Source organism: Burkholderia sp. WP9, from assembly GCF_900104795.1.
In the GTDB taxonomy this organism is placed as follows: Bacteria; Pseudomonadota; Gammaproteobacteria; order Burkholderiales; family Burkholderiaceae; genus Paraburkholderia.
The window spans coordinates 2,886,680-2,899,467 of the sequence record NZ_FNTG01000001.1 but is presented as its reverse complement, the minus strand read 5'-3'; the positions used below and the strand labels follow the sequence as shown (position 1 = coordinate 2,899,467).

Genomic DNA, 12,788 nt, shown 5'->3' with positions numbered 1-12,788 from the left:
AAGCTTCAATAACCGCTATTCGTCGAGTCGGCCCTGTCGCCAGACGACGCAGCGGAATCCTGCTTCATCTGTTGCCAGATCCGATAGGCTTCCCATCCGGCAAGGGCGAGGCTGCCCCATTTGAGCACAGGCTTGGCGCCCGCTGCGACCGTTGCGCGCAGTGGCTTGGCGAGGAGGATCGAAGCGATCGAACTGATGAGCGGATACTGTTTGAGGAGGGCGCCAATGCTTCCCGCGTTAAGAAAGCTCGCCTTCGAGCCTTGGCCCACACGCATGCCACCGAAGCCCGGCAGGATGAACTTGAGCCAACTGAAGTGCGTCACTGCCTGCCGCAATTCGATAGTCGCCTGAGCGAGTTCCATGCGCTCGACATCCGCGCGCACGAGCAGCAGTTCCTTGCGCAGCGCGCGCAAATGAGGTGCGCTCAGATCTTTGGCCTGGTGGCGCTTGTTACGGAAGGCGGTATCGGAATGGATCTGGCTCATGGCGTGTCGGCGGCAGTGAAGGTGGGGCGGTAGAACGGCGCTGCAAATCGCGCGAAATTCTTAAGGAAGACGCAGGGCACGCCGTTGCGTCTTCCGGGTCACGGTTTGCGGAATACGTCGCGGTCTTTTTCGAACTCGGCAATGGTCGCCTCGAACACCATCGGGGCATTGCGCAATCCGCTGCGCGCTTTCAGCGCACAGGCTAATCCCGCAATCGCATAGACCGCGGTGATGCCGGCGAGCGCTTGCCAGCGGTAGGTGTCCCAGAATGCGATGGCGATCAGCGCCGTGAGCGCGATCAGTGCCATTGTGGCGAGCATCATGGCGGCGAGGCCGAGAAACAGCACGCCGAGCAGACGGTCCTTTTCTTCGGCGAGTTCGATGCCGACCAGTTCCAGCCGCGTTTGCAAAATGGCAAACACGGAACCGATTATGCGGCGCAAAGGACTATGTTCTCCGCGCTGCGATTGTGTGTCGATCGTCATGGCTGTGGGCGTTGCGCGTGAAGGCCTAACCGGCGCGCACGCGCGCCAGAAGAAGCGGACCGGCCAGGCTTGCGCCGGTCAACTCGATTCGCTGATGCGCCGGACGGTTAGGTCCGACGCCGTCGCCAGTGTTACTTGCGGTTGATCAACAGCCCAAGCAGCACGCCGGCGCCCGCGGCGATGCCGATGGATGCCCACGGGTGCTCGTGCACGTAGTCGTCGGTGGCGCGGGCCGCTTTCTTACCTTTTTCGACCACTACGACCTGAACGTCAGCCGCTTTTTCCCTGGCCTGCTTCAGGCGCGTCAGCGCCGTTTCACGAAGTTCCGAAGCGCGCTCGCCGGTGGCGCTCGCGGCTTGTTTCAGCAGATCTTCAGCGTCCGCGAGGACGGTTTTGATATCCGACATCAATCTCTCCTTGTTGACTTCCGACATTGACAGCTCCCCTTCGTCTCACGCCACGCGTGAATCGTAACCAAAGAAACGGCCGCTGGCGAGCGCAGGGCTCGGTTGGTTCACAACTTCGCACGAACCGTTCCCGGTTGAAGCATAACGACAAAACCCCCGCCGCCAGCACAATATGCGGCAAAGTTTGCCTAGAATGGAGTTGATCTGTCCCGCAAAGTTTCCACTAAATCAGTGAAAATTACAAAAACGCATAAAGTAGTGACGCGATGTTCGTTCGTCACACACCGTCGCTCCCGTATGCTTTATCTTTGCGGGGCGCCGTCGGTGAATGCTGTCGCGGCAATGTCCAAACCTCTAGGAGATGCATGATGAGTCTACGTCTTGGCGATATCGCGCCGGATTTCGAACAGCAGTCGAGTGTCGGCCCGATCAAATTCCATGAATGGCTGGGCGATAGCTGGGGCGTGCTGTTTTCGCATCCGGCTGACTTCACGCCGGTCTGCACGACCGAACTGGGCTTGACGGCGAAGCTGGCTGATGAATTCGAGAAGCGCAATGTGAAGACCATCGCGTTGTCGGTCGACAGCGCCGAGTCTCACAAGGAGTGGATTAAAGACATTAACGAGACTCAAGCCGCCAATGTCGGCTTCCCGATTCTCGCTGATGGCGACCGGAAGGTTTCCGAGCTGTACGACATGATCCATCCGAATGCGAACGAAACGCTGACCGTCCGCTCGCTGTTCGTGATCGACCCGAAGAAGAAGGTGCGGCTCATCATCACCTATCCGGCCAGCACGGGCCGCAACTTCGACGAAGTGCTGCGTGTGATCGATTCGCTGCAACTCACCGACAATCACTCGGTCGCGACACCGGGTAACTGGAAGCAGGGTGATGACGTGGTGATCGTCCCGTCGCTGAAGGACGAGGAAGTCATCAAGCAGAAATTCCCGAAGGGCTACAAGGCGCTGCGCCCGTATCTGCGCATGACGCCGCAGCCGAACAAGTAAGCGGCGGTGAGTGACAAAGCGCGCCATGCACTGCGGCGTGCTGCGTCGAACAAAAAAAGCCAGTTCATATGAACTGGCTTTTTTATCGTGTTGCGCAAACGCCCCCAACGGCCGGCGGCATCAGCGCACCGCAGGTTTCAGAAGAAAGCCTGAATGCCCGTTTGCGCGCGGCCAAGAATCAGCGCGTGAATGTCGTGCGTGCCTTCATAAGTGTTCACGACTTCCAGATTCACCAGATGCCGCGCCACGCCGAACTCGTCCGAGATGCCGTTGCCGCCGAGCATGTCACGTGCGAGCCGCGCAATGTCCAGCGCCTTGCCGCATGAATTGCGCTTCATGATCGAGGTGATCTCGACGGCCGCGGTGCCTTCGTCCTTCATGCGGCCAAGTCGCAGCACGCCTTGCAGTCCGAGCGTGATTTCGGTCTGCATGTCGGCGAGCTTCTTCTGGATCAACTGGTTCGCGGCGAGCGGCCGGCCGAACTGTTTGCGATCCAGCACGTACTGACGCGCGGTATGCCAGCATGCTTCGGCCGCGCCGAGCGCGCCCCAGGCAATACCATAGCGCGCCGAGTTCAGACAGGTGAACGGACCGCGCAAACCGCTGACTTCCGGGAAACGGTTCTCTTCCGGCACGAACACTTCGTCGAGCACGATTTCGCCGGTAATCGACGCACGCAGGCCCACCTTGCTGTGAATAGTCGGCGCCGACAGGCCCTTCCAGCCCTTCTCGAGAATGAAGCCGCGAATCGCGTCCTTGCCGTCTTCTTCGAGCTTCGCCCACACCACGAACACGTCGGCGATGGGCGAATTGGTGATCCACATCTTCGAGCCCGACAGCGAATAGCCGCCGTCAACCTTCTTGGCCCGCGTGACCATGCTGCCCGGATCTGAACCGTGGTTCGGTTCGGTCAGGCCGAAGCAGCCGATCCATTCACCGGTGGCGAGCTTCGGCAGGTATTTCTGCTTCTGTGCTTCCGAGCCGAATGCGTGGATCGGCACCATGACCAGCGACGATTGCACCGACATCATCGACCGGTAGCCGGAATCGACGCGCTCCACCTCGCGCGCAATCAAGCCATACGCGACGTAGTTCAGGCCGGGGCCGCCGTATTGTTCGGGAATCGTCGGGCCGAGCAGGCCGAGTTCGCCCATCTCGCGAAAGATCTCGATGTCGGTCTTCTCGTGGCGGAACGCTTCGAGCACGCGCGGCTGCAGTTTGTCCTGCGCATAAGCCGCAGCGGCGTCGCGCACCATGCGTTCGTCTTCGGTCAGCTGCTGATCCAGCAGCAACGGGTCTTCCCAGTGAAACTGCGCGGCCTCGGCCATGGCTTATCTCCTGATTCCTTGCTTGACTAAACGTGCGTGAAGCTTGACTTAAGTTCCGCTATGCGAAACAATGTTTTGCAAACCACGTCCGAGTGTATCACCCCATGACGCCTGCATCCACTCCCTCCGAACCGCTCGACGAGCGCAAATTCGTCGTCGCCCTCGCACGCGGGCTGGATTTGCTGCGCGCGTTCAAGCCGGGAGAAACAATGCTCGGCAACCGCGATTTCGTCGAACGCACCGGCTTGCCGAAGGCGACCGTCAACCGGCTCGCCTACACGCTGACCGTGCTCGGCTATCTGCGGCTCGACGAAACCTTGGGCAAATATGCGCTCGACGCCGGTGTGCTGTCGCTCGGTTTCGCGCTGCTCTCGGGCACGGACACGCTCGAACTCGCTCGCCCGCACATGCGCACGTTCGCGCGCGAGGTGGGCGCGGCGGTTTCGCTCGGTTGCCGCGATGGGCTCGACATGATTTATCTGGAGACGATTCGCAGTGAAACCGCGTTGACGCTCGGACTCGCTTCCGGCTCGAAACTGTCCATGTTGACGAGTTCGATGGGGCGCGCCTATCTCGCCGTCCAACCGCTCGACGTGCGCGCCGCGCTGCTGGCCGAACTGCGGAAGGCGGCGGGCAAGGAAGGCGACGAACTGGTCGCCGATGCGGAGAAAGAAATCGCTGCCTTCGCCGCGCAACGCTGCTGCTATTCGTTCCGCGCGTGGCACGACGATGTCAATGCGGTCGCGGTGCCGTTTCGCGAGCCGCGCGAAGGCCGCTGGCTGGTGCTGAGTTGCAGCGGGCCGGCTTCGTCGATGGGAGAGGAGGTGTTTCGTGACAATGTCGCGCCGCGGCTGAAGGCGCTCGCGCGGCGTTTGGGCGATACGGGCTGAAGCGGCGGGTGCGGCTACGTGACTTGGCGTACGTCTGCTCGACCGGGCTCGACGAGATCAATCAGTTCAACCGCCAAACGGCTCAACGGCTCAACGGCTCAACGGCTCAACGGCTCAACGGCTCAACGGCTCAACGGCCCAACCGCCCAACCGCCCAACCGCCCAACCGCCCAACCGCCCAACCAACTCAAACCGCCCGGTCGTGATAATGCGCATTGAACAACGGCCCTTGCACGAAGCGCACGTCGTATTGCTGTAAAGCGTCGAACTGCGCTTCATCCACCACACGATTGAAGATCAGCGGAATCCGCAAGCGGCCGGCATAACCCACTAACGGTTTAACCGTCGCATCGCGCAAAGCGGTGCCCGCATCCATCTTGAGGAAGTCGAGCCGCGCGGTCTCCGACACCGACAGAATCTGTCCCGCGTTGGACAGATTGCCCGCCACCTTGAAGCCATAGTGCTGATAGCTCTTGGTCAGATAGCCGAGAAAAGTCTTGTGCGCGACCGCCGCAGCCGGCAACTCGATCACCACCCGCGACGGGTTCAATCCGAACGACACCAGCACGGTCGAAAAATGCCGCCCGTGGTCGTACTTCACACTCTTGAGCAGCCGCTCGTGTACTCGAAGAAAGAGCAGCCCATGCCGCTGCGCGCCGAAGAAATTGATGGCGTGCAGCGCGCGTGACATGCGGTCGAGTTCGACGAGATCCCGATCGTCGGCGATCCGGTCGAACGGATCGAACACGTCGGACGGCGCAGCGTCGAGCAAGTGCGTGACAGCCTGAAAGCCGAGTTCGTCGCCGAACCGGTCAACCCCCTCGGCCCCCGACGAAAGCGACTGCGCCAACGCATGCACGCTGATATCGAAGATCGGCTCGTAGGCGCTGGCGAGTTCCAGCTCTTCGAACCGCGCCAGCGCGACGTCGTGATGCAGGCCTTGCCCCATCGCCAGATGCGCGCCGAGAAACGGATGATCGGCGGCGCGGGCAATGAGAGCGGGGATTGTCGGCGGAATCATGTAGACGTATGGATGGCGATGGAGAGGCGCGCGGCAACGCAATCCGGTTGCCGCATCCATTGATGGTAGCAGTCCGCACCGCGCTCACATGAACAAATTGCTCATAACGTTATCCGCCGAACGCTCGTATCCACGGGCCACGGCGCGTTTGCGCAACCGTTTTTCAGGGTTTACGTTAATTTCACTATACGTAATTAGTTTTACCATACGTAAATCGCAGCACGCCTGCGATGGCGGGAATATTTGTGCCGCGTGGCCCGCATGTACCGGACACGCGCGCTTTTGGGCCGGTTCGGCCGCACCGCCGCCCAACCACCCAATCAGCAAGAGGGGAGACGACCCAATGAGCGCTAAACCGGCGGCGGCCGCCGCGAACGTCATCGAAGTCGAGCGCGTGCTCGGCGAAACGCATCACCCGGCATTCCAGCTGATGCTGCTCGTTCTATGCGGGCTGTGCCTCGTGATCGACGGTTTCGACGCGCAGGCCATGGGCTACGTCGCGCCGAGCGTGATCGGCGAATGGCATGTGTCGAAAGCGGCGCTCGGTCCGGTGTTCAGCGCCAGTCTGTTCGGCATGCTGCTCGGCGCGCTCGGGCTGTCGGTGCTGGCTGACCGCGTCGGCCGCCGTCCGGTGCTGATCGGCTCGACGTTTTTCTTCGCGCTGTCGATGCTCGCCACGCCTTTTGTCACGACGATCCCTGCCTTGATCGCACTGCGCTTCATCACCGGGCTCGGACTCGGCTGCATCATGCCGAACGCGATGGCGCTGGTCGGCGAATTCTCGACACCCGCGCATCGCGTCAAGCGCATGATGCTGGTGTCGTGCGGCTTCACGCTGGGCGCGGCGCTCGGCGGCTTCATCAGCGCCGCGCTGATTCCGGCCTACGGCTGGCGCGCGGTCTTCTGGGTTGGCGGCGCGGTGCCGTTGCTGCTCGCGCTGGCCATGCTTGCCGCGCTGCCGGAGTCGCTGCAATTCCTGGTGCTCAAGGGCCGCAGCGAGCGCGCCTTGCGCTGGCTCGCGAAATTCAACCCGGCGTTGACGATCGATGCGAATACGCGTCTCGTCGTGCGCGAGAAGGGCAACGACGGCGCGCCGGTCGCTGAACTATTCCGCGCCGGCCGTGGCCCGGTGACCTTGATTCTGTGGGCGATCAGCTTCATGAACCTGATCGATCTGTACTTCCTGTCGAACTGGCTGCCCACCGTGATGCGCGACGCCGGCTATTCGCCGAGCACGGCGGTGATCGTCGGGACGGTGCTGCAAACGGGCGGCGTGGTCGGCACCTTGCTGCTCGGCTGGTTTATCGAACGCTTCGGTTTCGTGCGCGTGCTGTTCGTCTGTTTCGTGGGCGCGGCGCTGGCGGTCGGCACGATCGGCACGGTAGCGCATGCGTTGCCGTGGCTGTTGATCGTCGTGTTCGCGGGCGGCTTCTGCGTGGTCGGCGGACAGCCGGCGGTCAACGCGCTGGCGGGCCATTTTTATCCGACCACGCTGCGCTCGACTGGGATCGGCTGGAGCCTCGGCATCGGCCGGATCGGTTCGGTGATCGGGCCGCTAATCGGCGGTCAACTGATTGCGCTCAATTGGTCGAACGCGTCGCTGTTTCATGCGGCGGCCGTGCCGGTGCTGTGCTCCGCGCTGCTGGTGATCGCGCTGGCCGCGGCGACGCGCCAACGCGGCCGCCCGTCCGAGGCGCAGACCGCGTGAGATGACGAGATCGAGTATCAACGGAGAACCTTGCATGGATACCCAAACACGTACGCCGAACACCGCCAGTTCGCGGCTTGAAATCGAGCCGGGCTATCAGTCGGGCTTCGCGAACGAATTCGCGACCGAAGCTCTGCCGGGCGCGTTGCCCGAAGGCCGCAACTCGCCGCAACGCGCGCCCTATGGTCTTTACGCCGAACAGGTGTCGGGCACGGCGTTCACTGCGCCGCGCGGTCACAATCGCCGCTCGTGGCTGTACCGGATTCGTCCGGCGGCTGTGCACAAGCCGTTCACGCAGTTGCCTTCGGAGCGACTCGTCGCCAACTTCGCCGAGGTGCCACCGACACCGCCGAACCAGTTGCGTTGGGACTCGCTGCCGATGCCCGCCGAGCCGACCGACTTCGTCGACGGCTGGGTGACGATGGCCGGCAACGGCGCAGCGGAATCGATGAGCGGTTGCGCGATTCATCTGTACGCGGCGAACCGCTCGATGCAGGACCGCTTCTTCTACAGCGCCGACGGCGAATTGCTGATCGTGCCGCAGCAAGGGCGCCTCCATATCGCCACCGAAATGGGCCGGCTCGACGTCGAGCCGTTCGAGATCGTGGTGATACCGCGCGGCGTGCGCTTCGCGGTGAGCCTGCCGGATGGTACGGCGCGCGGCTATATCTGCGAGAACTTCGGGGCATTGCTGCGTTTGCCGGATCTTGGCCCGATAGGCTCGAACGGCCTCGCCAATCCGCGCGATTTCCTCACGCCGCATGCGGCCTACGAGGATCGTGAAGGCAAGTTCGAACTCGTCGCCAAGCTGAACGGCAACCTGTGGCGAGCGGACATCGGCCATTCGCCGCTCGACGTGGTGGCGTGGCACGGCAATTACGCACCGTACAAGTACGATCTGCGCCGCTTCAACACGATCGGCTCGATCAGCTTCGACCATCCGGACCCGTCGATCTTTCTGGTGCTGCAATCGCAAAGCGACACGCCGGGCGTCGATGCGATCGACTTCGTGATCTTCCCGCCGCGCTGGCTGGCCGCCGAAGATACGTTCCGCCCGCCCTGGTTCCATCGCAACGTCGCGAGCGAGTTCATGGGTCTCGTGCACGGCGTGTACGACGCGAAGGCCGAGGGTTTCTTGCCGGGCGGCGGGAGTCTGCATAACTGCATGACGGGTCACGGCCCGGACGCGGACACGTTCGAAAAAGCCTCGCATGGCGACACGTCGAAGCCGATGAAAGTCGGCGACACGATGGCCTTCATGTTCGAGACGCGCACGCTGATCAAGCCGACCCGCTTCGCGCTCGAAACCGCGCAATTGCAGGCGCATTACTACGAGTGCTGGCAAGGTCTCAAGAAACACTTCAATCCGGAGCAACGATGAACGCATTGAGCGATCTTCAGGCGACGCTCGATCCGTCGCGCAAAAGCTGGGTCGAGTCGGCCAACGAGCCGAGCAATGATTTCTCGATTCAGAATCTGCCGTTCGGCATTTTCAGCGACGCTCTGAATGCGACGCGCCGCGTGGGCGTGGCGATCGGTGGCAGCATCGTCGATCTGGCCGCGCTCGAAAGCGCGGGTCTGCTGAGCGTGCCTTCATCGGGTGTGGGCGAGAGCGTGTTCGTACGCGACACGTTGAACGATTTCATCGCGCTGGGACGCGACACATGGCGCAGCGTGCGCGTTCAGTTGAGCAAGCTGCTGTCGCGCAATGACGCGACGCTGCGCGACGACGCCGAGCTGCGCAGCCGCGCGCTGATCCGCCAGGCCGACGCGCAATTGCATCTGCCGGTGCAGATTCCGGGCTACACCGATTTCTATTCGTCGAAGGAGCATGCGACGAATGTCGGCTCCATGTTCCGCGATCCGAAGAATGCGCTGCTGCCGAACTGGTCGGAGATGCCGATCGGCTACAACGGACGCGCGTCGTCGGTGGTGGTGAGCGGCACGCCGGTGCGTCGTCCTAACGGACAGTTGAAGCTGCCGGATCAGGAGCGTCCGGTGTTCGGCGCGTGCCGCAAGCTGGATATCGAGCTCGAAACGGGCTTCGTGATCGGCGCTGGCAACGCCCTGGGCGAGCCGGTTGCGTGCGCGGATGCCGAAGCGCATATCTTCGGCATGGTGCTGCTGAACGACTGGAGCGCGCGCGATATCCAGCAATGGGAATACGTGCCGCTCGGGCCGTTCAACGCGAAGACTTTCGCGACCACGATCTCGCCGTGGATCGTGACGCTCGACGCGCTCGAACCGTTTCGCGTCGCACAGCCGGCGCAAGAACCGCAGCCGCTCGACTACCTGCGCCACGACGGCGAGCATGCTTTCGACATCACGCTGGAAGTGACGCTGCGCCCAAAGCAGGCAGAGCGGGCGAGCACGATCACGCGGACCAACTTCAAGCACATGTACTGGACGATGGCGCAGCAGCTCGCGCATCACACGGTATCGGGCTGCAATACGCGCGTGGGCGACCTGATGGGCTCGGGCACGATCAGCGGGCCGACGGAAGATTCGTTCGGCAGCCTGCTCGAACTGACATGGAACGGCAAGAAGCCGCTGGAGTTGCAGGAAGGCGGCACGCGCAGTTTTATCGAAGACGGCGACGAGTTGACGCTCGCGGGTTGGTGTCAGGGCGAGGGTTATCGAGTGGGCTTCGGTGTGTGCGCTGGGGAGATTTTGCCGGCGTTGAAGTGACGCTGAAAGACCGCGCGAGCAGCACGCAAGCCGCATGACGAAAAACGGGGAAGCCAGGATGAACGGCTTCCCCGTTTTGCTATTCGCGCATCATGACGCGGTGACACCTTCAAGGCAGGCTATCAGCCGACGCTCCCCACCGGCGCATGCCGCTTCTCCCACCAGACCGCGCCGAGAAACGCCAACGCCGCAGCGAGCAGCACGCCGACTATCGCGTCGTTACCCACACTCTTCATCAGCGCACCGGCCACCAGCGGGCCGCCGAAACTGGCCGCGCTCCACGAGGCGCCAACAAGCGAGCTGGCCGACACCAGCGCGACACCGCGAAAGCGTTCACCGCAGGCCACCAGCGAGAGCGTGTAGATCGCGCCTGCCGCCGCGCCGAGCACATAGAGCAGCGGCCAGCAAAGCCACGGTGAAGTGACCGCCCAAGGCAGAAACGGCAGTAACGCTACGACGACCACACCGCAACCTATATGCACCCGCTCGCGGCCGAGCCGGTCGGCGAGCCAGCCGATCGGAAACTGCATCGTCGTATCGCCGAGCAGCAGAGCCGAGGCGAACAGCACGGCCACCTCGCTCGTGATGCCGTGCGACATCGCGAAGAGCGGCAGCAACGAGAGCGCGATCGTGTCGAACAACGCGAAGAAGCCAGTGCCGATCACGAGCGCCGGCATCTGCGGTAAGACATGACGCCAGCTGCCGTGCGCCGCGTGCTCGTCGTCGGAGGCTTGGGGTGTCGTGCGGATCGCGGCGAGCATCGGCAGCGCCAGCAGGAAGATCGCGCCGCACAGCAGGAAGCGCCAGTGCGCGAAGCCCGCGATCTGACTCACCAGCACCGGCCCCGCCATCTGGAACAGCGTGAAGTTGGTGGCGTAGATGGCGACGACGCGGCCGCGCGAGGCGTCGTCGGCCAACTGGTTGACCCAGGCTTCGCCGATCGTGAAGAGGAGCATCAGCGCTGCGCCGCACAGCACGCGCAACACGGCCCAGAGCCACAGGTTCGCGGTGAGTTGCATCAGCGCGGTGGCGAGCGCCACCACCAGCACGGCACCGACGATCACCTGGCGGCCGCCGAAGCGCGCCGCGATCCAGCCGGCGAGCGGCACGATGACGAGCCCGCCGCCCGCTTGCGCGGCCGTCAGCAGACCGACCACGTCGGTGCCATAGCCGGCTTGCGTGAGCGCGAGGGCCGTGAGGGGAAGTGTCGCGCCGCTGCCGAGTCCGACAACGGCGACACTGAGGATCAAAGCGAGGAAATCGCGAGTGAGGATGACTTTCATCGGCCGAGATGCTACTACGGCCGCGAGTCATGCGCAGTCTGGATCGAGGTTGCGATGCGAGCCGTTGCTGCGCCGGCTGGCCGGCACGAGTGTGGCCGTGAGTCGTCGCGCAGGGTACGGATAAGCGGCGATAAGGGCGCCGATCAGGCCAATCAGCCCGCCACGGCGACCCGTTGCGCGCGCCGGTCGATCGACACCGACCACAGCGTCAGCACGAGCGCGCCGATCGAGGTCGCCACGCCGACCCACGGCAGCGTCGTGAGCGGCGCGCCCGCGCCGATCGCCATGCCGCCGAGCCACGCGCCCGTCGCATTGCCGAGGTTGAAGGCGCCCTGGTTCAAGGTCGAAGCCAGATTCGGCGCATGGCTCGCGCGGTCGACGATCAGCATTTGCAGCGGCGGCACGATGGCGAAAGCGAGAACGCCCCAGGCGAAAATCGTGATCATCGCCGGGATTTCGGCATGCATGGTGCCGGCAAAGATGGTCAGGATGACGACGATGGCGAGCAGAAACGCCACCAGCGAAGGCATCAGCCGCCAGTCGGCGAGCTTGCCGCCGAGCGTGCTGCCCACCGTCAGGCCGAGACCGAACAGCAGCAACACGAGGGTCACGGCATGCGGCGTAAAGCCGGTCACGTCTTCGAGAATCGGCGTGATGTACGTGAAGGTGGAAAAGAGACTCGCCGATGCGAGCACGCTGATGCCGAGCACCATCAGCACTTGCGGGTTCTTCAACACGCTGAATTCGCGGACGAGGCTCGCCTTCTGCATTTCGATCTTCGCCGGCAGGCACACGGCGAGCGCGGCTGCCGCGACGAGGCCGATGCCCGTCACCGCCCAGAAGGTGGCGCGCCAGCCCACCGCCTGGCCGAGCGCGGTGCCGAGCGGCACGCCCAGCACGTTGGCGAGCGTGAGGCCCGTGAACATCAACGCGATGGCTTGCGCACGGCGGTTCGGCGCGACGAGGCCGGCAGCCACCACCGAACCGATGCCGAAGAACGCGCCATGGCAGAACGCCGTGACGATGCGCGCGGCCATCAGCACCGCGTAACCCGGCGCAACCGCGCACAGCAGATTGCCGACGATGAACACGCCGATCAGACTCATCAGCGCCTTCTTGCGCGGCATGTTGGCAACCGCGATCGCGACGATCGGCGCGCCGATGGTGACACCGAGCGCATACGCCGACACCAGCATGCCGGCCGCCGGGATCGAGACGGCCAGGTCGCGCGCGACATCGGGCAGCAGCCCCATGATCACGAATTCGGTGGTACCGATTCCAAAAGCGGCAACGGCAAGGGCGAGCAGAGGCAAAGGCATGATGAAGGAGCGTGAATCGGCGCGACGGGGGAACGTCGCGCGGCCGGCGCGCGTTTTCGGGGCGAGAACGCGTGCGCCGGACAAGGGGGTAAAGCAGTAGGGGATTCTACCTAAGTCAAAACAGCCTTGCTGAGCGTCAGGGCCGTTGTTGTTTTTCGCTGAAAACC

Annotated in this window: 12 protein-coding genes; 5 read left to right on the top strand and 7 right to left on the bottom strand. The window is 63.3% G+C overall.

All coding sequences use genetic code 11. The features are described 5' to 3' along the window. Positions 1 to 5: 5 nt before the first annotated feature. From BLW71_RS12835 to BLW71_RS12825, 3 genes are all read right to left on the bottom strand, one after another. A complete protein-coding gene (locus BLW71_RS12835; protein ID WP_091796642.1) occupies positions 6 to 485 on the bottom strand; it encodes a DUF3318 domain-containing protein in 480 nt (159 codons plus the stop codon). 98 nt (positions 486 to 583) lie between these two features. After that, complete coding sequence (locus tag BLW71_RS12830; RefSeq protein WP_011486908.1) at positions 584 to 970, bottom strand: phage holin family protein; 387 nt, start codon at positions 968 to 970, stop codon at positions 584 to 586. Positions 971 to 1,101: 131 nt separating this feature from the next. Next, the gene (locus tag BLW71_RS12825) at positions 1,102 to 1,404 is read right to left on the bottom strand and encodes an ElaB/YgaM/YqjD family protein (RefSeq protein ID WP_091796641.1); all 303 of its coding nucleotides are present in this window, start codon (positions 1,402 to 1,404) and stop codon (positions 1,102 to 1,104) included. Between the two features lie 341 nt (positions 1,405 to 1,745). On the opposite strand from BLW71_RS12825, the gene BLW71_RS12820 reads away from it, so the two are divergent. Then, positions 1,746 to 2,384 carry a peroxiredoxin gene (locus BLW71_RS12820; protein WP_091796640.1) on the top strand — a complete coding sequence of 213 codons (639 nt, stop codon included), beginning with the start codon at positions 1,746 to 1,748 and terminating at the stop codon, positions 2,382 to 2,384. A 137-nt stretch (positions 2,385 to 2,521) separates the two neighbouring features. On the opposite strand, the gene BLW71_RS12815 is transcribed toward BLW71_RS12820, so the two are convergent. Continuing rightward, positions 2,522 to 3,712, bottom strand: coding sequence for an acyl-CoA dehydrogenase (locus BLW71_RS12815; protein WP_091796639.1), 1,191 nt, complete (start codon positions 3,710 to 3,712; stop codon positions 2,522 to 2,524). A 104-nt stretch (positions 3,713 to 3,816) separates the two neighbouring features. Between BLW71_RS12815 and BLW71_RS12810 the strand changes: the two genes are divergently transcribed. Continuing rightward, entirely contained in the window at positions 3,817 to 4,602 is a 786-nt protein-coding gene (locus BLW71_RS12810; RefSeq protein ID WP_091796638.1) for an IclR family transcriptional regulator, read from the top strand. 187 nt (positions 4,603 to 4,789) lie between these two features. On the opposite strand, the gene BLW71_RS12805 is transcribed toward BLW71_RS12810, so the two are convergent. Continuing rightward, the gene (locus tag BLW71_RS12805) at positions 4,790 to 5,623 is read right to left on the bottom strand and encodes an EAL domain-containing protein (protein WP_091800785.1); all 834 of its coding nucleotides are present in this window, start codon (positions 5,621 to 5,623) and stop codon (positions 4,790 to 4,792) included. Positions 5,624 to 5,966: 343 nt separating this feature from the next. Between BLW71_RS12805 and BLW71_RS12800 the strand changes: the two genes are divergently transcribed. The 3 genes from BLW71_RS12800 to fahA are packed head-to-tail and all read left to right on the top strand — an operon-like array spanning position 5,967 to position 10,019. Continuing rightward, on the top strand, positions 5,967 to 7,331 hold the full coding sequence (locus BLW71_RS12800) for an MFS transporter (protein ID WP_091796637.1): 1,365 nt from the start codon (positions 5,967 to 5,969) through the stop codon (positions 7,329 to 7,331). A 34-nt stretch (positions 7,332 to 7,365) separates the two neighbouring features. Beyond that, positions 7,366 to 8,712, top strand: coding sequence for a homogentisate 1,2-dioxygenase (hmgA, locus tag BLW71_RS12795; RefSeq protein ID WP_091796636.1), 1,347 nt, complete (start codon positions 7,366 to 7,368; stop codon positions 8,710 to 8,712). Next, positions 8,709 to 10,019, top strand: a complete 1,311-nt coding sequence (gene fahA / locus BLW71_RS12790) for a fumarylacetoacetase (protein WP_091796635.1) — start codon at positions 8,709 to 8,711, stop codon at positions 10,017 to 10,019. Before hmgA ends, fahA begins: the two co-directional genes overlap by 4 nt. 122 nt (positions 10,020 to 10,141) lie before the next feature. On the opposite strand, the gene BLW71_RS12785 is transcribed toward fahA, so the two are convergent. Both BLW71_RS12785 and BLW71_RS12780 read right to left on the bottom strand, forming a co-directional pair. Next, positions 10,142 to 11,302, bottom strand: a complete 1,161-nt coding sequence (locus BLW71_RS12785; RefSeq protein WP_091796634.1) for an MFS transporter — start codon at positions 11,300 to 11,302, stop codon at positions 10,142 to 10,144. 152 nt (positions 11,303 to 11,454) lie between these two features. After that, the gene (locus BLW71_RS12780; RefSeq protein ID WP_091800783.1) at positions 11,455 to 12,621 is read right to left on the bottom strand and encodes an MFS transporter; all 1,167 of its coding nucleotides are present in this window, start codon (positions 12,619 to 12,621) and stop codon (positions 11,455 to 11,457) included. Between the last annotated feature and the right edge of the window lie 167 nt (positions 12,622 to 12,788).

Coding starts and splice junctions, on each gene's coding strand:
- hmgA (WP_091796636.1), top strand. CDS start 7,366: ATGGATACCCAAACACGTACGCCGAACACCGCCAGTTCGCGGCTTGAA.
- fahA (WP_091796635.1), top strand. CDS start 8,709: ATGAACGCATTGAGCGATCTTCAGGCGACGCTCGATCCGTCGCGCAAA.
- BLW71_RS12785 (WP_091796634.1), bottom strand. CDS start 11,302: ATGAAAGTCATCCTCACTCGCGATTTCCTCGCTTTGATCCTCAGTGTC.
- BLW71_RS12810 (WP_091796638.1), top strand. CDS start 3,817: ATGACGCCTGCATCCACTCCCTCCGAACCGCTCGACGAGCGCAAATTC.
- BLW71_RS12815 (WP_091796639.1), bottom strand. CDS start 3,712: ATGGCCGAGGCCGCGCAGTTTCACTGGGAAGACCCGTTGCTGCTGGAT.
- BLW71_RS12805 (WP_091800785.1), bottom strand. CDS start 5,623: ATGATTCCGCCGACAATCCCCGCTCTCATTGCCCGCGCCGCCGATCAT.
- BLW71_RS12825 (WP_091796641.1), bottom strand. CDS start 1,404: ATGTCGGAAGTCAACAAGGAGAGATTGATGTCGGATATCAAAACCGTC.
- BLW71_RS12820 (WP_091796640.1), top strand. CDS start 1,746: ATGAGTCTACGTCTTGGCGATATCGCGCCGGATTTCGAACAGCAGTCG.
- BLW71_RS12835 (WP_091796642.1), bottom strand. CDS start 485: ATGAGCCAGATCCATTCCGATACCGCCTTCCGTAACAAGCGCCACCAG.
- BLW71_RS12800 (WP_091796637.1), top strand. CDS start 5,967: ATGAGCGCTAAACCGGCGGCGGCCGCCGCGAACGTCATCGAAGTCGAG.
- BLW71_RS12780 (WP_091800783.1), bottom strand. CDS start 12,621: ATGCCTTTGCCTCTGCTCGCCCTTGCCGTTGCCGCTTTTGGAATCGGT.
- BLW71_RS12830 (WP_011486908.1), bottom strand. CDS start 970: ATGACGATCGACACACAATCGCAGCGCGGAGAACATAGTCCTTTGCGC.